Raw genomic sequence first — 18,300 nt, forward strand, 5'->3', positions numbered from 1 at the left:
ATGACCGATACCTACATTCTTGGCGCCGCGCGCACCCCGATGGGCGCATTCATGGGGGAATTGTCCGGCGTGCCCGCCACCGTGCTGGGCACCACCGCCATTGCGGCAGCATTGGCGCAGTCGGGTGTCAGCCCCGATGCGATAGACGAGGTGTTCATGGGCAATGTGCTGCCCGCCGGACTGGGTCAGGCGCCCGCACGTCAGGCCGCAATTCACGCAGGGATTCCAGAACGCACCCCCTGCACCACGGTGTCAAAGGTCTGCGGATCCGGGATGCGGGCCGCGATGTTCGCGCAGGATGCCATCGCACTGGGCCACGCGGGACTGGTCGTCGCGGGCGGCATGGAAAGCATGTCGAACGCGCCTTATCTGCTGCCAAAGGCGCGGGGCGGCTACCGGATCGGCCATGGCCAGACGCTGGATCACATGATGCTGGACGGGCTGGAAGACGCCTATGACGTGGCTGCCGACGGCACACGGCGCGCCATGGGCACCTTTGGCGAAGATTGCGCCGCACATTACGTTTTCACCCGCGCCCAGCAGGATGATTTCGCCATCGCCAGCGTCACCCGCGCCAAAGAGGCCGCCGCATCCGGCGCATTCGACTGGGAAATCGCGCCCGTCATGCGAAAGACCCGCAAGGGCGAACAGGTCATCGACAGCGACGAAGGCCCGCGCCGCATCGACCCGGCCAAGATCCCGAACCTGCGCGCGGCATTCAAATCCGACGGCACGATCACGGCCGCATCGTCATCGTCGATCAACGACGGGGCTGCGGCGCTGATCCTTGGCGGGGCGGATGCCGCAAAGGCGCACGTCCCCATCGCCCGGATCGTGGGACAGGCGGCCTTTGCCGCGGCGCCGGGTTGGTTCACAACCGCCCCCATTCACGCCATGGACCGGCTGTTTGACCGGATCGGCTGGACCTATGCCGACGCCGATCTGTTCGAAATCAACGAAGCCTTTGCCGTGGTGCCGATGGCCGCGATGAAAGACCGCGATATCCCCCACGACCGCGTCAACGTGCACGGCGGGGCCTGTGCGTTGGGTCATCCCATCGGCGCGTCGGGCGCGCGGATTGTGGTGACCTTGCTGGGCGCGCTGCGCGCACGGGGTCTAAAACGCGGCGTTGCATCAATCTGCATCGGTGGCGGCGAAGGCACCGCCTTGGCGGTCGAAATGATCTAAAGCGGAAAGCCAAGGCGATGGACCAACCTAATCCACGCCTTGCGCCAGCCGCCTTTGGTATCGACATGGTCCAACGCACGCATTGTCAGCGCGGCCCCCATCCAGCGGAACGGTTCGGGCGGGATACGACCGGGCAGGCTGCTGGCAAGTGCAAGGTCCAGATCCGGTGATCCGGTATCGTCCAGCCGTTCCAGCGCCAGCCGCGCGCCGAACCGTGACGCTGTGACGCCAAACCCGGAATAGCCGCCGGCATAAACGCCCTTGCCGCCGTAATAGGGTTGCAGATGCACCGCCATGCGCGTGGTCAGATCAATCGGGCCGGACCATGCGTGCGAAAACTTCACATCGTCCAACTGCGGAAATGTGTCGTGGAAATATCCCGCCAGCCGGTCATAAACCTGCAGCTGCCGGTCACCTGCGGGATCGGTCGCATCGTTGAAATAATACCCGATCCGTCCGCCATAAACGATCCGGTTGTCGCGCGTCAGTCGCATGTAATTCAGCTGCTTGCGGGTGTCATAGACGCCTTGGCGATTGGTCCAGCCGATGCGGTCCATCTGCTCCGCCGTCAACGGCTCGGTCGCCAGCACGCGGTCGCGCATGGCGACGACATATCGCTTGATATGGCGGTGCCCCGCGCCCCATGCATTGGTCGCAAACAGCACCCGCCGCGCGTCGATGCGCCCGTCGTGTGTGGTGATCCGCAACTGGTGACCCTGATCGGACACGTCCAGCATCGGAGTGTGTTCATGCACGCGCACCCCCAGCGTCAGGGCAATCGCCTTGAGCCCCCAGGCCAGTTTGGCTGGGTGCACGGTGCCGGTGCGCTGCCGCGACCAGATCGCGCCCTCGAAAAGGGGGGACGCCAGTTCTGCCTGTGTCTGGGCGCGATCCAGCAGGACAGCGTCGTGACCGTGCTGCTGGTGCAGGGCGAATTCGCGGTGCAGGTCGTCCAGATGGGCGCGGTTGACCGCGACGGTCATTTCGCCGGTCCATTCCAGATCGGCGTCGATCCCGAATTGTGTGATCGTGTCGCGCCAGCCATCCAGATTTTCGATGCCCAACCGTTCCAGCACGTCCATGTCTGCGGGGAACACACGTTTGGCATTGCCCAGCCCGTGAATGACCGATGTGGACACGATCCCGCCCGGACGGCCAGAGGCGCCGTGCGCGACCTTGCCTGCCTCGATCAACGTGACATTCCGCGCGGGGTCGCGCTGTTTGGCGATGATCGCGGCCCACAACCCGGTAAAGCCACCGCCAACGATCAGCAGATCAGTCTCTGTCCGGCCGACCAGATGCGCGCAGGTGTCCGGGGCTGCGGTATTGTCCAACCACAGCGGATAGAATGTTACATCCGTCAGGGCCTTGTGAAACGTCGTCATGGGCAGCTTGCCTTTTGCGGTGACCGTATGAAACGTGATAGCCTGCTGCGTGGCCCGATCAAAGAGCCTGCCGGGAAACGCTTGCGCGATGCCGGGCACCAGATATGGTGACGCCCAGGGTGCCGTGCGCCCGGACAGGGGGCCGCATGCCACAGACCATCGGGGAACGGCGATACGTCAAGCAGGCGACGCGTACGACAACAGCCGATGCCTGTGACGTGCATGCAACCGTCCAGCGGATGCTGTCAGAGATCGAAACAGGCGGCGACGCCGCGGCACTGGATTATGCCCGCAAGCTGGATGGCTACAACGGCGCGCTGATCCTGTCGCGCGCGCAGATCGACGCCGCCTGCGCCGCCGTGCCGCAACGGCTGAAGGACGACATCCTGTTCGCTCAGGACAATGTGCGCCGCTTTGCACAAGCCCAGAAGGCATCGCTGACCGACGTGGCGTTCGAAATGGAACCGGGCCTGATGGTCGGGCAGAAAACGATCCCTGTCGACACCGCCGGTTGCTATGTGCCCGGCGGCAGGTTCAGCCATGTCGCCAGCGCCATCATGACCGTCACGACCGCATCCGTCGCCGGGTGCAAACGCGTCATTGCCTGTTCGCCACCGCGCCCAGAGACGGGCATACCCCCCGCCATTGTGTATGCCGCCCATATCAGCGGGGCGGATACCATCGTAGCGATGGGCGGCGTTCAGGCTGTTGCATCCATGGCATTCGGGCTGTTCGGGCTGCCGCGCGCCAATATCCTTGTCGGTCCCGGCAACCAGTATGTGGCAGAGGCGAAACGCATCCTGTACGGTCGCGTCGGCATCGACATGGTGGCGGGGCCGACGGACAGCCTGATCCTGGCCGACGCGACAGCCGACCCGTTCATCGTGGCGACCGATCTTGTGTCGCAGGCCGAACATGGCTGGAATTCTCCGGTGTGGCTGGTGACGGACGATGCGGCGCTGGCAGCCACCGTCATGTCACTGGTGCCCGACCTGATCGCGGCCCTGCCCCAGCCCAACCGCGCCAGCGCAGAAGCCGCATGGCGCGATTTCGCAGAGGTCGTTCTGTGCCCCGACCGCGACGACATGGTCGCCTGTTCAGACGCCTATGCGCCCGAACACCTGACCGTGCAGGCCGCCGATCTGGATTGGTGGCTGGACCGTCTGACCTGCTATGGATCGCTGTTTCTGGGTGAAGAAACCACCGTCGCATTCGGTGACAAGGCGACCGGCACCAACCACGTGCTGCCGACATCTGGTGCCGCAGCCTATACCGGTGGGCTCAGCGTGCATAAATATATGCGTGTCGTCACATGGCAAAGATCAACACCCGCAGGCGCACGCCGCGTCGCACAGGCGACCGCCCGCATTTCCCGGCTGGAAGGCATGGAAGGCCACGCGCGGGCCGCCGATGCGCGGTTGGCCAAGTATTTTCCGCACGAAACCTTTGATCTGTCCGCCGACGGCTGACATCCCCTTATGAAAGGCAAGGCTGCATGACTATCGACACGCGGATCGTGAATGATCTGATCGCCAACGAGATCGGTTTCGTCACGACCGTCCCGTGCAAACAATTGGCTGGCGTGATCGCGGAACTGGATCGCCGCGACGACATCCTGCATGTCCCGTCCAACAAGGAAGACGAAGGCATGGGATTGTGCGCAGGGGCATGGATGGGCGGTAAACGGTCCGCGATCATCATGCAGAACACCGCGATCGGCGTGACGATCAACACGCTGGCGACGCTGATCCAGTATTACCGCATGCCGCTGCCGATGCTGATTTCATATCGCGGCGAATTGCGCGAACCCGTCGCCTGTCAGGTGGAAATGGCGGTCCATACCAAAGCACTGCTCGCCCAGTTGCATATCCCGACCTATCATTTTCACCGCCAGTCGGACGTGGACGAGTTCGACGCGATCCTGAAATATACCTTTATGTGCAACAAGCCCGTTGCGATCCTGACCGACGCCACATTCTGGGGAGGCTACGGCGACCAATGATCCGTTCTGAAATCCTACGCGATATCGCCCCGATCCTGCGCGACCATCTGGTCGTCTGCAACATCGGCATTCCCAGTCAGGAATTGCACGCCATCGACGACCAGCCCAGCAATTTCTACATGCTGGGCACCATGGGTCTGGCGTCGTCGATCGGCCTTGGGCTGGCGTTGGCACAGCCCAAACCGGTGATCGTGATTGACGGCGACGGGTCGGTGTTGACCAATCTGGGCACGCTGGCGACCATCGGGAACGTGGATGCGCCGGGCTATATCCTGATGATCATCGACAACGGGTCATATGGGTCCACCGGGGATCAGCCGACCTATGCTGGGATGCGGACATCGCTTGCGGACGTGGCGCGCGCCTGTGGCACTGAACGCGTGATCCAGTGTCAGGACCGCGACACCGGGGCGGTCCTGACAGATGCGCTGGCGGCGGGCGAAAAGACCGTGATCGTGGTCAAATGCGACAGCGGCAACGCCAAGATGCCGGTCATCACGATGGACCCGGTGACGATCCGCGACCGGTTCATGGCAGCTGTGCGCGCCTAGATCAGGCGCGCGCCTCTTGCGGGGCGCGGTCGATATCGTCCTGTTCCGCGTCCTCGCGGCCCCAGAACACGCCTTTCTGTCGTTCGCCTGCCCGTTCAAGCAATGCATAAAGCGCGGGCACAATCAGGATGCCCAGCAGGGTCGCCACAGTCATGCCACCGACCGCCGCCACACCGATGGCATTGCGCGCACCCGCCCCCGCCCCGGTTGCGAACACCAGTGGCAACAGCCCCAGAATGAACGACAGCGCCGTCATGATGACCGCACGATACCGCTGGCGCGCGGCAAGGATCGCGGCTTCGGTGATTGGCAGGCCTTCGGCGTGGCGGGCGGATGCGAATTCGACGATCAGGATGGCATTCTTGGCCGCCAGCCCAATCAGCATGACCATGCCGATCTGGGCATAGACGTTGGACGAATAACCGAACGCCAGCAGTGCCGTCGTCGCACCCGCCGCCGCCACCAGCACTGACAGCATGACCGCCAGCGGGCGCAGCCAGCTTTCGAATTGGCCGACAAGGAACAGGTAGGCAAAGACAAAGGCCAGACCAAAGGCGATGAACGTCACGTTGCCAGCCTCTTGCTGCTGCAGGCTGGCACCGCTGAACTGATAGGAATAGCCGTTCGGCAAAACCTCTGCCGCGACGTCCTCCAGCGCTTGCAAGGCCTCTCCTGTGGCATAGCCTTGGGCGGGGCTGCCCGACACGCTGGCGGCAGTGAACAGGTTGAACCGGGGCAAAATGTAGGGACCGAACCGGGTTTCCAGATCAGCCACGGTGCTGATCGGCACAGATTCTCCCGCCGCGTTCTGCACCCGGATGTCCAGAATGTCGGCAGGTTCGCTGCGGAACGGCGCATCGGCCTGAATCCGCACCTGATAGACTCGCCCCTGATAGACGAACTGGTTGACGAATCCCGCCCCCAGCGTTTGGCCCAGCGTGTCGTAGATGTCGGCCACCGTCAGCCCCAGCGCCTGCGCGCGGTCGCGGTCCACATCCACAAAGATGCGCGGCGTGCCCGCACTGAAACTGGTGCGCGCGCCTGTAATTTCGGGCCGCTGGTTGGCCGCGTTGACAAAGGATCGCGCAACCTGTGCCACTTCGGTCGGATCCTGCCCCTGAGTCGCCAAAATCTCGAACGAGAAGCCCCCGACGCTGCCAGCACCGGGAATCGCAGGCGGCGGAAATGCGGTGATCTGTGCGCCGGGAATGCGCGCAAACTGCGCGTTCAACTGGCCCAGAATCTGGAACACGGGCGGGCGTTCACCCCACGGGGTCAGGGTGACAATCGCAATCCCGACGCTGGACCGCGATCCCCCCAGAAAGCTGAAGCCAGCCACCTGAATGACGTTTTCGACCCCGTCCGTGCCATCAATGATATCCCCGATCTCGCGCATGGTTTCGGTCGTGCGCTGCAACGATGCGCCGTCAGGCAGCGAGACATCGACAAGGATCGATCCCTGATCTTCTGGCGGCACAAGCTCGTTGGGCAGGTTGGTGTAGCTGAACCATGCAATCGCGATGCCAGTGCCCAGCGCGGCCAGCGTCAGCACCCCCTTGGTCACGAAAAAACGCACGACGCGGGCGTATCCGTTACGCGCCTTGTCCAGCCCCCAGTTGAACGCCTGAAAAAACCAGCCCCGCTGTTTTGGTTTTTGCAGCATCGCCGCGCAAAGGGCAGGCGTCAGTGTCAGGGCGACGACCGACGACAGCACGATGGAAATCGACAGCGACAACCCGAACTGGCGGTAAAGCTGCCCTGTCAGACCGGGCAAAAATGCGGTCGGCAGAAACACAGCCAGCAAAACAAGCGTCGTGGAAATGATCGGCCCGGTGATCTGGCCCATCGACTTGATCGCGGCCTCTTGGCCGATCAGGTCGTCTTCTTCGATCACGCGGCGGGTGTTTTCGACGACAAGGATCGCATCGTCCACGACGATGCCGATGGCCAGAATCAGGGCCAGCAAGGTGATGACATTGATCGAAAACCCGATCAGCAACAAAAAGGCGAAGGTGCCGGTCAGCGATACCGGAATGGCGATCAGTGGGATGATCGTCGCGCGCACCCCTTGGAGGAACATGAACACCACGCCGACGATGATTGCCGCCGTCAGGGCCAGTGTTTTCAGAATCTCTTGCAGCGTGACGCGGACATAGGCGGTGGTGTCATAGACAACATCATAAGTCAGGCCAGCGGGGAATGACGGTTCCAGCCGTTCCAGTTCGTCCCGGATCTGGTTGACGGTCTGGATCGCGTTCGCACCGGGCGCTTGATTCACCTGCATCGTCAGGCTTTCGCGGTCGCCCAGATAGGAATTGGATGCATAGTCCTGACTGCCCAGTTCGACCCGCGCCACATCCCCGACCCGCACCAGACCGCCCGCATCGCCCGACCGGATCACGATATCCCTGAACGCCTGCGGATCGGACAGCCGACCCTGCGCCGTCACGGTATAGACCAGCGCCTGCCCATCCACTGCAGGCGCGCCGCCGACCTGCCCCAGCGCAGCGGCAAGGTTCTGGGACCGGATGGCGTTCGCCACGTCGGACGCAGAAATGTTGAACGCAGCCAGCTTGTTCGGGTCGGTCCAGATGCGGATTGCATAATTCGACGGCCCCAGCACCTGCGCGTTGCCCACACCGTCGATCCGTTGCACGGCAGTCGTAAGGTTGGTGGACACGTAGCCCGCCGCCTCGATCAGCGAAAGCGGCCCGCCGTCATCGACCGGAAAGGCCACGGCCAGCAGGAAGCTGGGCGATTGCGTGGTGACGGTCACGCCCTGATCGACCACGGATGTCGGCAGTTGCGGTGTTGCCAGTTGCACCCGGTTCGACACGTTGACCTGCGCAATGTCGGGATCGGTGCCGATGGCAAAGGTGATCGACAGCGAATAGGTCCCCTGATTGGACGATGACGACGACATATAGGTCATGCCTTCGACCCCGTTGATCGCACGTTCAAGCGGCGCACCCACGGTTTCGGCCAATACGGTGGAATCGGCGCCGGGATAGGACGCGCTGACGCTGATCGTCGGCGGCGAGATGTCGGGATATTGCGTGACCGGCAGGGCAAAGATCGACAGCGCGCCCGCGATGACGATGACCAGACTGATGACTGCTGCCAGACGGGGCCGCCGGATGAACGCGGCAGAGATCATTCGCCCGCGCCCCCGGCACCGTTTCCGGCACCGTCCGGCGCGGCTGCATCGCTGCGCGGATCGACGGTCTGACCGTCCTGTAGCTGCGACGCACCGCGCACAATGACCCGTGCGCCGCCGTCCAGCCCGCTTATCACCGCAGTCATGCCGGGGGTGTCGGTCGCAGTTGTCTGAACTGTTGCGCGTCGTACCGTGTCGTCGTCCTGCAGCACCCAGACAGACGTGCCGTCGCGGTCAAGCTGCAAGGCAGATTGCGGTATCGCGGGATATATCGGCGGATTGGCTTCGGTGACATGCAGGGTCACGTTCTGGTTGGGTAACAACAGGCTGTCGGGATTGGCGAAACGCACCCGGACCTCGACCGACCCGGTGGTCGCATCGACGCTGTTGCCGATGAAGTCGAAATCGCCCTCGGTCGCATAGGCCGATCCGTCAGGCAGGCGCAGCGTCAGGTCATAGTTCCGCACTTTCAGGGGTTCGGCATCGGACTCTGCCGGGGCGTCCCCCGATGGCGAAACAGGCGCCGTGTCACTGCCGCCAATGCCCAGCCGCCGCCATGTCGCCAGCCGTGTCTCACCCAAGGCAAAAACGCCCCAGATCGGGTCAAGCTGCACCAGTTCCGCCAAAGGGCCGCTGGACGCGGTGACATAATTGCCCCGTGTCAGGTTCGGGGCAGACATACGCCCGTCGATGGGCGCCAAAATCGTGGTGTAGTCGACATTCAGTTGCGCGCGGTCGACCGCGGCATCGGCCTGCAACCGCATGCCACGGGCGGCCTGAAAAGCGGCACGCGCATCGTCCAGCATGGACTGACTGACGGTGCCGCTTTCGCGCAGCTCTTGGTTGCGGGCAAGGGCGCGTTCGGCTTCGACCTCTTGCGCCTGCGCGCTTTCCAGTTCGGCCTGCGCGGCGCGCAGTTCAGCCTGATACGGTGCGGGATCGATCTGGAACAGGGTATCGCCTGCTTGCACGTTTTGCCCGCCTTCAAAATCGACGGCGTCGATAAAACCCGGCACACGTGTCACCAGCGACACCTGCTCGATTGGCGCAATTCGCCCGATAAAACTGAAACTGTCCCCGACAGGCCGCATGTCCGCTGTCGTGAAAACGACCGCCGGTGGTGGCTGCTGTTCGGATTGGTCTTGTTCCTGCGGACGGCCAAGGAACGACAGAAACCCGGGCAATTCGACCGTGCCGATCAGCGGCAGGTCGATCACGGACGGCGCATCACCAGACCCGCCCTGTCCCTGCTGGGCCGCGCCCGGCTGTGCATTCATCACAATCAGAACCACCAAAACCGGCAGGCCAGTCGTCAGACGCCACATGTCAATAAAACTTTCGCAACTTCAATGTAGGACAGCTAGGTCGCGCGTTCCATCCGTCGAGCGAACATCCAGCAAGCCGTAGCAATCGCGGGCGCTGCAGTCTGTCAGGACAGGGACGCGTGCCGGTCCAGCCGCCCTGACGCCAGTGCCGACAGCGCGACCATCACGGTGGCCGTGCTCAGCATCAGCGACAGACCACCGACCTGATAGGTCAGTCCTGACAAAACCGTCCCCAGCAACCGCCCGGCAGCGTTTGCCATGTAGTAAAAACCGACGTCCATGGTCACACGTTCTGCCTTTGTGAAGGCCAAAATCAAGTAGGAATGCAACGCGGAATTGATTGCGAAAATCGCGCCAAACACCAGCAACCCCGCGACCAGCGTGACGGTCAGCCATGCCTGTGGCTGGGGCGATAGCAGCGCCGCGACGGTCAGTAGGGCGGGCACAACAGCCAGCACCCATGCCAGACGGCTGGCCGCAGCCACCAGCACCGGCGTTGGTCGCGTCGCGGCCCGCAGCACGCGTGGCGCAGCCCCCTGCACAGCGCCATAAAGGATCGTCCAGACCGCCATGAAGCTGCCGATCAGGAAAAATGCGGTGCGGTTGCTTTCGGGCGTGCCGTCCGACAGCACGCTGTAAAAATAGATCGGGACGCCCACGACGAACCAGATATCCCGCGCGCTGAACAGGAATACCCGCGCGCCCGACAACCAGTTGACGTTGGGGTCGTCGGAAAACACCTCTGAAAACTTAGCGCCCTTGCGGCCCTGCGGCAAACCCGGCGGCATCGCAACAACCACGGCAATCAGGATCACCGCAAGGATCGCCGCCATCCCCAGCACGGCCCAGACGAAACCGAGTGTTGCAAGCAGGCCCGCGCCAAGCAAAAAGCCAAACCCTTTGACCGCATTTTTCGACCCGGTCAGCAGCGCCACCCAGCGAAACAGGCCACCCGCAGTTGCCGGGGCCAGCAGTTTCACCGCCGATTTGGATGACATCTTGGCAAGATCCTTTGCAACGCCGCTCGCACCTTGCACGACCATGACATATGCGACCGACACGCCGATGGTCCACGCAGGATCAAGCTGCGCCAAAACCAAAAGGGCGATTACCTGCAACCCAAGTCCCGCATATAGCGTCGCCGTCAGGCCGAACCGCGCCGCGATCCATCCCGCGCACAGGTTCGTCACCATCCCCGCAAGTTCGTACAACACGAAAAGATAAGCCAACTGTACCGGCGAAAAGCCAAGCGTATGAAAGTGCAGCAGCACCAGCATCCGCAACGCGCCATCGGTCAACATGAATGCCCAATAGGCCGCCGTGACAGCGACATAGGCCGACAGCCCCTTTGGCCGCTGTGCGTCGGTTTGGGTCACAACGCTGCACCCACCATCAGCGCGACATCGACCAGCCGATGTGCATAGCCCATTTCATTGTCATACCACGCGTAGATTTTGACCTGTGTGCCGTTCACCACCATCGTCGACGGGGCATCAACGATGCCGGATCGCGTGTCGTTGGTGTAATCGGCAGAGACCAGCGGGCGTTCCTCATATCCCAAAATACCCTTTAACGGGCCTTCGGCAGCGGCTTTGAACAGGGCGTTGACCTCTTCTGGCGTGGTGTCGCGCATGACTTCGAACACGCAATCTGTCAGCGATGCGTTCAGTAGTGGCACCCGCACGGCATGACCATTCAGACGGCCCGTCAGTTCGGGATAGATCAGCGTGATTGCCGTGGCACTGCCCGTGGTCGTCGGCACCAGCGAATTCAGCGCGGACCGTGCGCGGCGCAGATCCTTTGCCGGGCGGTCAACGATGGTCTGGGTGTTGGTCACGTCATGGATTGTCGTGATCGACCCGTGTTTGATCGTCAGGTTTTCGTGGATGACCTTGACCACGGGGGCCAGACAATTGGTGGTGCAACTGGCCGCCGTGATGATCCGGTGACGTGTAGGATCATAGATGTCGTGGTTCACGCCAAAGACAATGTTGGCCGCATCGCCGTCCTTGACCGGGGCGGACACCACGACCTTACTCACGCCCGCCGCGAAATAGGGCGCGAGCTTTGCTTCCGTTTTGAAAACGCCCGTGCAGTCGATCACCACATCAACGCCGTCCAGCGGCAGGTCGTTCAAATCCGCGGTGCCAATGAACGGAATACGTTGACCATCAACCGTGACGCTGTCCGCATCGGATGAAAACGCAGCATCCCACCGGCCGTGCACCGTGTCGAATTCCAGCAGATGCGCGTGCATCGCCGCATCCCCCACCGCATCGTTGATCCATGCGATCCTGGCCCCCTTGGCCAGCAGCGGTTTCAACGCAAGCTTTCCGATCCGGCCAAGGCCATTGACAGCGTAGATAGTCATATCATTTTCCCGGCGAATTCACGACCGATGTCATCGACCGCATGTTGCATTGAAATCCGGTTCAGCGCGGCCAGCGGCAAAGCCACGAATGTTTCAATCCGGCGGTGGATCGCGGCAAAGGCCTGCTGAAACGCCAATGCATTCAGCGCATCGGTACCATCCGCCGTAGCGGGATCGGGAATGCCCCAATGCGCGCTCACGGGCTGCCCGATCCATGCAGGGCAATCTTCGTTCGCGGCCTGATCGCAGACCGTAAACACGAAATCGAACTGTTTGGGATCGTCGCCCCGATATGTCGATACCGACTTGGACCGCAAAAGCGACAGGTCATGTCCCTTTTGCTGCAACAGCATCAGCGCCTTGGGGTGTATTTCAGCCTGCGGATGTGTCCCAGCAGAGAAGGTATCAAAGCGGTCACCAGCGATGTCGCGCATAATCGATTCCGCAAATATCGACCGGGCTGAATTGCGGGTGCATACGAACAGGACGGAATACTTAGGCGGCGCGATGTCCAACGGTCTGTCGGCAAAGGCAGTGGCGCACAGGTCTGGCCTGCCGCGGCAACAATCACTCCACATAAAATCGAATGTGGCGCGCGTCGCATCCATGTTCACGCCATAGCGCAGGGATGTGCCCACGCGTTCCTGCGTGATCAAACCCACCTGCATCAGGGTGCGCACATAGGTCGACAGGGTGTTCGGCTTGATATCCAGCGCCGTCGCCAGATGGGTGGCGGGAACCCGGTCGGGATACCGCCGCATCAACAGGCGAAACAGGGCCATCCGCTGCGGATGACCCAGTATTGCAAAGCGTTCCGTCATTATTTGTTCCATAATTCATGTATTATTGAATTAGATTCCAATCTCAAAGCTTTTTCTGCAGACGCGGAAAAAATGCGGGGCAAAACCAGTCTTTTTTCCGGCGCTGTTTTCCCAATCTACGTTGGGCCAACAGTCCCTCACGCCGCAGTTTCGATACGACTGTTTGGAACTGCCCCACACCGGGCTGCGTTTAGGAAACACACGAAACAACGCCGATTGACGTGTGCAAGCGACAAGGCAGGGGGCGCGGAATGAACAATCGACAGACGGCCAACGGTGCGCTAGCAGAACGCGCCGCACAGCGGGTGGCCATCGAAAATATCGACCCGCACATCAATCAGGGCCGATTTGCGGCCAAGGCCGTCCAGGATTGGCCACTGACAATTACCGTCGATGTTTTTGGCGACGGACATGAACTATATGCCGCCGGGATCAATCTGCCGGACGGGACGATCCACCCGATGGAACACGTGGCCAATGATCGCTGGCGCGCCGATGTCACGTTCACCGAAAACGGCCCTGCGCATTTCACTGTGTTGGGCTGGCGTGACGTCTGGGGCACATGGGTCCGCGATACTGGCAAAAAGATAGCGGCCGGGCAGGATATCAGCGTCGAATTGCAGGAAGCGCGGCAAATCCTGGATGGGATGGCACCCGGACGTGGTGCCGCAAAGACGTACAAGGCTGTCGCAAAGGCCGCCAAGGCTGGCGACACCGAAACGTTGCTGTCCGACGATACCGCAGCATTCATGGCGGAACACGGACCGCGCGCGAACCTGACCAGATCTGCCGAGATCCCGGTTTGGGTCGACCGCGAACGCGCTGCGTTTTCGGCATGGTACGAGCTGTTCCCCCGGTCGCAGGGGGCCGAAGGGCAGCACGGCACCTTTGACGACGTGATCGACAAATTGGATTACGTGACCGATCTGGGGTTTAACATTCTTTATTTTCCGCCGATCCACCCCATCGGCACGACCAACCGCAAGGGCAAGAACAACAGCCTGCGCGCCGAACCGGGCGATGTCGGATCACCCTATGCGATCGGGTCGCCCGACGGTGGAATGGATGCCGTTCACCCTGAACTGGGAACACTCGACGATTTCGACAGACTGGTCCGTGCCGCCGCCGAGAAGGGGCTGGAAATTGCGCTGGATATCGCGCTGAACGCTTCCCCGGACCATCCGTGGATCGACGAACATCCGGACTGGTTCGAACGGCGGCCCGACGGCACGATCAAATTTGCCGAAAACCCGCCCAAGAAATACGAAGACATCGTCAATTTCAAATACTACAACGCCGACGGTTCGCCCAATACGCCATTCTGGCACGCGATCCGCGATCTGTTCCTGTTCTGGATCGATCACGGTGTCACAATCTTTCGCGTCGACAATCCGCACACCAAACCGTTTCCGTTCTGGGAATGGATCATCGCGGATGTCCGCCAGACCTGCCCAGAGGCGATTTTCCTGTCAGAGGCGTTTACCCGGCCCAAGCTGATGAAACAGCTTGCGAAACTGGGCTACAACCAAAGCTACACTTACTACACGTGGCGCAATTCCAAGGCAGAGCTGACAGAATACCTGACAGAACTGACGACGGAAGCCTGCCGCAACTATATGCGGCCCAACTTTTTCACCAATACGCCCGACATCAACCCCTACTTCAACCATGACAGCGGACGACCGGGGTTCCGGACCCGTAGCGTGCTGGCAGGCACCCTGTCGGGCAACTGGGGGCTATATCAGGGTTTCGAATTCTGCGAGGCCGACCGGCTTCCGCCAAAGGACGAATACAGCGACAGCGAAAAATACGAGCTGAAGCACCGCGATCTGGATGCCCCCGGCCACATCAAGGACGATGTGCGTCTGATCAACCGCATCCGCCGGGACAATCCCGCGATGAAGGATTTCACCAACCTTGAATTTTTCACGGCACACGAAGACCGGGTGCTGTTTTACGGACGGTTTGACGACCAGACCCGCAACTACCTGCTGTTCCATGTCCTGCTGGATCCCTTCGGCGGCGCCGATGTGCCGTTCGAGCTGCCCCTGTGGAAATTCGGACTGCCCGACGAAGCATCGATCGAGGTCGAGGACGCCGTGCAGGGCAACAGGTTCACATGGCACGGCAAGCATCACCTGCTGACGCTGGACCCGCAGGACCGTCCCTATGCCATTTGGAAACTTTTCCCGCCGGGAGGCGCCGCATGAACATCATCGACAAAGACCAACTGACCCCCGATCCCGCCGTGGAAGAGCCCGACTGGTACAAGGATGCGGTGATCTACCAGATCCATGTCAAGGCGTTTCAGGACAGCAACGGTGACGGGATCGGTGATTTCGCAGGTCTGATGCAACGGCTGGATCACGTGCAGGAACTGGGTGCGACTGCGGTCTGGCTTTTGCCGTTCTATCCGTCGCCCCAGCGTGATGACGGCTATGACATCGCGGAATACAAGGAAATCAACCCGTCCTACGGGACGATGGATGATTTCCAGGGCTTCGTGGACGAAGCGCATCGCCGCGGGCTAAAGGTCATTACCGAACTGGTCATCAACCACACCAGCGACCAGCACGACTGGTTCCAACAGGCCCGCAACGCCCCGAAAGGCAGCGCAGAGCGAGATCTGTATGTCTGGTCCGACGATCCGACCAAATGGATGGACAAGACGCGGGTGATCTTTAACGACACCCACGACAGCAATTGGTCATGGGACCCGGTGGCGGAACAATTCTACTGGCACCGCTTTTTCGATCACCAGCCGGACCTGAATTTCGACAACCCTGACGTGCTGAAGAAGGTGCTGGATGTCATGCACTTCTGGCTGGAAAAAGGCGTCGACGGTCTGCGGCTGGACGCGATCCCCTATCTGGTCGAACGCGACGGCACCAACAACGAAAACCTGCCCGAAACCCATGACGTGCTGAAGGCGATCCGCGCCGATCTGGACCAGCATTTCGAAGGCAAGATGTTGCTGGCCGAAGCGAACCAGTGGCCAGAGGACACCCGCCCCTATTTCGGCGAAGGTGATGAATGCCATATGGGGTTCCACTTTCCACTGATGCCACGGATGTACATGGCCGTCGCACAGGAAGACCGATATCCGATCACCGACATCATCCGGCAGACGCCAGCAATTCCGGAAAACTGCCAGTGGGCGATTTTCCTGCGCAACCATGACGAACTGACACTGGAAATGGTGACGGACCGCGAACGCGATTATCTGTGGGACACCTATGCCAGCGACAAGCGCGCACGGATCAACATGGGCATCCGCCGGCGCCTTGCGCCGCTGCTGCAGAACGACCGCCGCAAGATCGAATTGCTGAATTCGCTTTTGTTTTCGATGCCCGGCACGCCGGTTGTCTACTATGGCGACGATATCGGGATGGGCGACAATTATTATCTGGGCGACCGCGACGGTGTCCGCACACCGATGCAATGGTCCGCCGACCGCAACGCGGGCTTTTCGCGGGCCAATCCGCAGCGGCTGTATCTGCCGACCATTCAGGACCCCGTGCACGGCTACGAATCCGTCAACGTCGAGGCGCAGCAAAACGCGCCGTCGTCGCTGCTGAACTGGATGAAGCGAATGATTGCCGTGCGTCAACGGCACCCGGTCTTTGGCCGTGGGGAAATCGAACTGCTCTATCCGCGTAACCGCAAGGTGCTGGCCTACGTCCGCCGTCTGGGGGACGAGGTGATGCTGTGCGTGGCGAACCTGTCGCGTCAGGCGCAGGCCGCCGAACTGGACCTGTCGGATCATGCGGGCCGCGTGCCGATCGAACTGACGGGCCAGTCGCCGTTTCCGCCTGTGGGCGAGCTGCCGTATCTGCTGACCATGCCCGCCTATGGCTTTTATTGGTTCGCTTTGGCCAACGCCAACGAAGCACCAAGCTGGCATTCGCCTTATACCCAGATGTTGCCCGATTTCGTGACTCTGACCACCCGGACAGGCACCATCGGCAACGCCATGGATGACAAATCCGCCGCCGATTTCGAAAGCCAGACGCTGCGCGACTATCTGCCCCTGCAACGCTGGTTCGCCGCCAAGGAGGACCGCATTTCGCAAACAAAGCTGCGGCGGCTGGTCGAAATTGACGGCAAGCATTTGCTGTCCATTGTCGACGTCACGGCTGGCGACAACGAGCAGCGATATTTCCTGCCGCTGTCCGCCGTCTGGGGCGAAGATCACCTGACATTGGGGCCGCGCCTGCCTGCCACGCTGGCAAAGCTGCGGCAGGCCAACCGGGTCGGCGCGATTCTGGATGGTGTGGTGGACGAAGATCTGGCCAACACCCTGTTGGAGGCGTTGAAAGAAGGCCGTCAACTGTCAGCCGATGGCGAAGGCCGGATCGACTTTACCCGGTCCGATCGACTGGCCGATCTGGCAGACGATGCGGGCGAACCCCGCTTGTTGTCCGCGGAACAGTCGAACGCGTCTATCGCGTTTTCCGACAAGCTGATCCTGAAACTGTACCGACGTCTGCAAAAGGGGCTACAACCCGATATCGAAGTCGCCCGGTTCCTGACCGACGAAACCGATTTCGCGGCGACCCCGCGCCTGCTGGGCACGATCGACTGGACCGAAGCCGACGGTCAGGTCACGACGCTTGGGGCCATATCCGAATTCGTCCGCAATCAGGGCGACGCCTGGACCTATGTGACCGAGGCGCTGGATCGCGATATGGAACGGCTGGAAACCTCTGGCCCTGACACCGACCCGGCGGACGCGGATGCCGTCATGGGCGGGCCATTGGATCTGGGCCGTGTTCTGGGCCAGCGCACCGCTGAATTGCACCGCGCCATGTCGAGCGGTGATCGCGGATCTGCCTTTGGGATCGACGATCTGGACAAACCCAATCTGAACCGCATGGTTGACGAAATCATGGGCGAGGTGACGGGCGTTCTGGACCATCTGCAAGGTCATCTGGGTGCATTGTCGGATACGGGCCGCGCACTGGCCGAAAAACTGCTGGATCAACGCAGGACCTTGCTGGACCGCATTTCAGGTTTGAAATCGGCCAATCCGTCGGGCGGCTTGTCGCGGATTCACGGCGATTACCATCTGGGTCAGGTGCTTGTTGTTCAGACTGATGTGATGATCATCGACTTCGAAGGCGAACCGACCCGCAGCCTGGCTGAACGCACCGCAAAAACCTCGCCGCTGCGCGATGTGGCGGGGATGCTGCGCAGCTTCGACTATGCGCTGTGGACCACGGCCCGCCGTCGCATCGAGCTGGGCGCCGACCCGCACCAGACGCTTGACGGTGTGGATCACTGGCGTGCAGTCACGTCTGGCACGTTCCTTGACGCCTACCGCGACACGATGGACGGCGCGGCAGTGCATCCCGCCGAACGCGACTTTGAACAGGCGCTGCTTGATCTCTTCCTGATCCAGAAGGCCGCTTACGAAGTGGCCTATGAAATGGCCATGCGGCCCGATTGGATCGAAATTCCCCTGCGGGGTCTTCTGGCCCTGATTGACGATGGACATTAA

The 18,300-nt window shown here is 61.4% G+C and carries 12 protein-coding genes; 6 read left to right on the top strand and 6 right to left on the bottom strand.

Annotation, left to right across the window (positions count from 1 at the left end; all coding sequences use genetic code 11):
* The gene (locus tag GZH79_RS09485; protein WP_211643553.1) at positions 1 to 1,188 is read left to right on the top strand and encodes an acetyl-CoA C-acyltransferase; all 1,188 of its coding nucleotides are present in this window, start codon (positions 1 to 3) and stop codon (positions 1,186 to 1,188) included.
* Here GZH79_RS09485 and GZH79_RS09490 read toward each other — a convergent pair.
* Positions 1,185 to 2,573 (bottom strand): FAD-dependent oxidoreductase, encoded by a 1,389-nt coding sequence (locus tag GZH79_RS09490; protein WP_211643554.1) that lies wholly within the window; start codon positions 2,571 to 2,573, stop codon positions 1,185 to 1,187. The genes GZH79_RS09485 and GZH79_RS09490 overlap by 4 nt on opposite strands.
* 146 nt (positions 2,574 to 2,719) lie before the next feature.
* On the opposite strand from GZH79_RS09490, the gene hisD reads away from it, so the two are divergent.
* The 3 genes from hisD to comE are packed head-to-tail and all read left to right on the top strand — an operon-like array spanning position 2,720 to position 5,126.
* Positions 2,720 to 4,042, top strand: coding sequence for a histidinol dehydrogenase (hisD, locus tag GZH79_RS09495; RefSeq protein ID WP_211643555.1), 1,323 nt, complete (start codon positions 2,720 to 2,722; stop codon positions 4,040 to 4,042).
* 26 nt (positions 4,043 to 4,068) lie between these two features.
* Positions 4,069 to 4,575, top strand: coding sequence for a sulfopyruvate decarboxylase subunit alpha (locus GZH79_RS09500; RefSeq protein WP_211643556.1), 507 nt, complete (start codon positions 4,069 to 4,071; stop codon positions 4,573 to 4,575).
* Positions 4,572 to 5,126, top strand: a complete 555-nt coding sequence (comE, locus tag GZH79_RS09505) for a sulfopyruvate decarboxylase subunit beta (protein WP_211643557.1) — start codon at positions 4,572 to 4,574, stop codon at positions 5,124 to 5,126. Before GZH79_RS09500 ends, comE begins: the two co-directional genes overlap by 4 nt.
* A 1-nt stretch (position 5,127) precedes the next feature.
* Here the strand turns inward: comE and GZH79_RS09510 are convergent, their stop codons facing one another.
* The 5 genes from GZH79_RS09510 to GZH79_RS09530 form a co-directional block, all read right to left on the bottom strand.
* Positions 5,128 to 8,283, bottom strand: coding sequence for an efflux RND transporter permease subunit (locus GZH79_RS09510; RefSeq protein ID WP_211643558.1), 3,156 nt, complete (start codon positions 8,281 to 8,283; stop codon positions 5,128 to 5,130).
* The gene (locus GZH79_RS09515; protein WP_211643559.1) at positions 8,280 to 9,608 is read right to left on the bottom strand and encodes an efflux RND transporter periplasmic adaptor subunit; all 1,329 of its coding nucleotides are present in this window, start codon (positions 9,606 to 9,608) and stop codon (positions 8,280 to 8,282) included. Before GZH79_RS09515 ends, GZH79_RS09510 begins: the two co-directional genes overlap by 4 nt.
* Before the next feature lie 104 nt (positions 9,609 to 9,712).
* On the bottom strand, positions 9,713 to 10,984 hold the full coding sequence (gene arsJ / locus GZH79_RS09520) for an organoarsenical effux MFS transporter ArsJ (protein ID WP_349291180.1): 1,272 nt from the start codon (positions 10,982 to 10,984) through the stop codon (positions 9,713 to 9,715).
* Complete coding sequence (locus GZH79_RS09525) at positions 10,981 to 11,979, bottom strand: ArsJ-associated glyceraldehyde-3-phosphate dehydrogenase (RefSeq protein ID WP_211643560.1); 999 nt, start codon at positions 11,977 to 11,979, stop codon at positions 10,981 to 10,983. The genes arsJ and GZH79_RS09525 overlap by 4 nt, the downstream gene beginning before the upstream one ends.
* Positions 11,976 to 12,800, bottom strand: coding sequence for a helix-turn-helix domain-containing protein (locus GZH79_RS09530; RefSeq protein ID WP_249219072.1), 825 nt, complete (start codon positions 12,798 to 12,800; stop codon positions 11,976 to 11,978). The genes GZH79_RS09525 and GZH79_RS09530 overlap by 4 nt, the downstream gene beginning before the upstream one ends.
* A 251-nt stretch (positions 12,801 to 13,051) precedes the next feature.
* On the opposite strand from GZH79_RS09530, the gene GZH79_RS09535 reads away from it, so the two are divergent.
* Both GZH79_RS09535 and treS read left to right on the top strand, forming a co-directional pair.
* Positions 13,052 to 15,010, top strand: coding sequence for an alpha-1,4-glucan--maltose-1-phosphate maltosyltransferase (locus GZH79_RS09535; protein WP_211643562.1), 1,959 nt, complete (start codon positions 13,052 to 13,054; stop codon positions 15,008 to 15,010).
* Entirely contained in the window at positions 15,007 to 18,300 is a 3,294-nt protein-coding gene (gene treS, locus GZH79_RS09540; RefSeq protein WP_211643563.1) for a maltose alpha-D-glucosyltransferase, read from the top strand. The genes GZH79_RS09535 and treS overlap by 4 nt, the downstream gene beginning before the upstream one ends.

It is taken from the genome of Loktanella sp. SALINAS62, from assembly GCF_018263905.1.
In the GTDB taxonomy this organism is placed as follows: Bacteria; Pseudomonadota; Alphaproteobacteria; order Rhodobacterales; family Rhodobacteraceae; genus Loktanella.

Coding starts and splice junctions, on each gene's coding strand:
- GZH79_RS09535 (WP_211643562.1), top strand. CDS start 13,052: ATGAACAATCGACAGACGGCCAACGGTGCGCTAGCAGAACGCGCCGCA.
- comE (WP_211643557.1), top strand. CDS start 4,572: ATGATCCGTTCTGAAATCCTACGCGATATCGCCCCGATCCTGCGCGAC.
- GZH79_RS09490 (WP_211643554.1), bottom strand. CDS start 2,573: ATGACGACGTTTCACAAGGCCCTGACGGATGTAACATTCTATCCGCTG.
- GZH79_RS09510 (WP_211643558.1), bottom strand. CDS start 8,283: ATGATCTCTGCCGCGTTCATCCGGCGGCCCCGTCTGGCAGCAGTCATC.
- GZH79_RS09515 (WP_211643559.1), bottom strand. CDS start 9,608: ATGTGGCGTCTGACGACTGGCCTGCCGGTTTTGGTGGTTCTGATTGTG.
- GZH79_RS09485 (WP_211643553.1), top strand. CDS start 1: ATGACCGATACCTACATTCTTGGCGCCGCGCGCACCCCGATGGGCGCA.
- hisD (WP_211643555.1), top strand. CDS start 2,720: ATGCCACAGACCATCGGGGAACGGCGATACGTCAAGCAGGCGACGCGT.
- GZH79_RS09500 (WP_211643556.1), top strand. CDS start 4,069: ATGACTATCGACACGCGGATCGTGAATGATCTGATCGCCAACGAGATC.
- GZH79_RS09530 (WP_249219072.1), bottom strand. CDS start 12,800: ATGACGGAACGCTTTGCAATACTGGGTCATCCGCAGCGGATGGCCCTG.
- GZH79_RS09525 (WP_211643560.1), bottom strand. CDS start 11,979: ATGACTATCTACGCTGTCAATGGCCTTGGCCGGATCGGAAAGCTTGCG.
- treS (WP_211643563.1), top strand. CDS start 15,007: ATGAACATCATCGACAAAGACCAACTGACCCCCGATCCCGCCGTGGAA.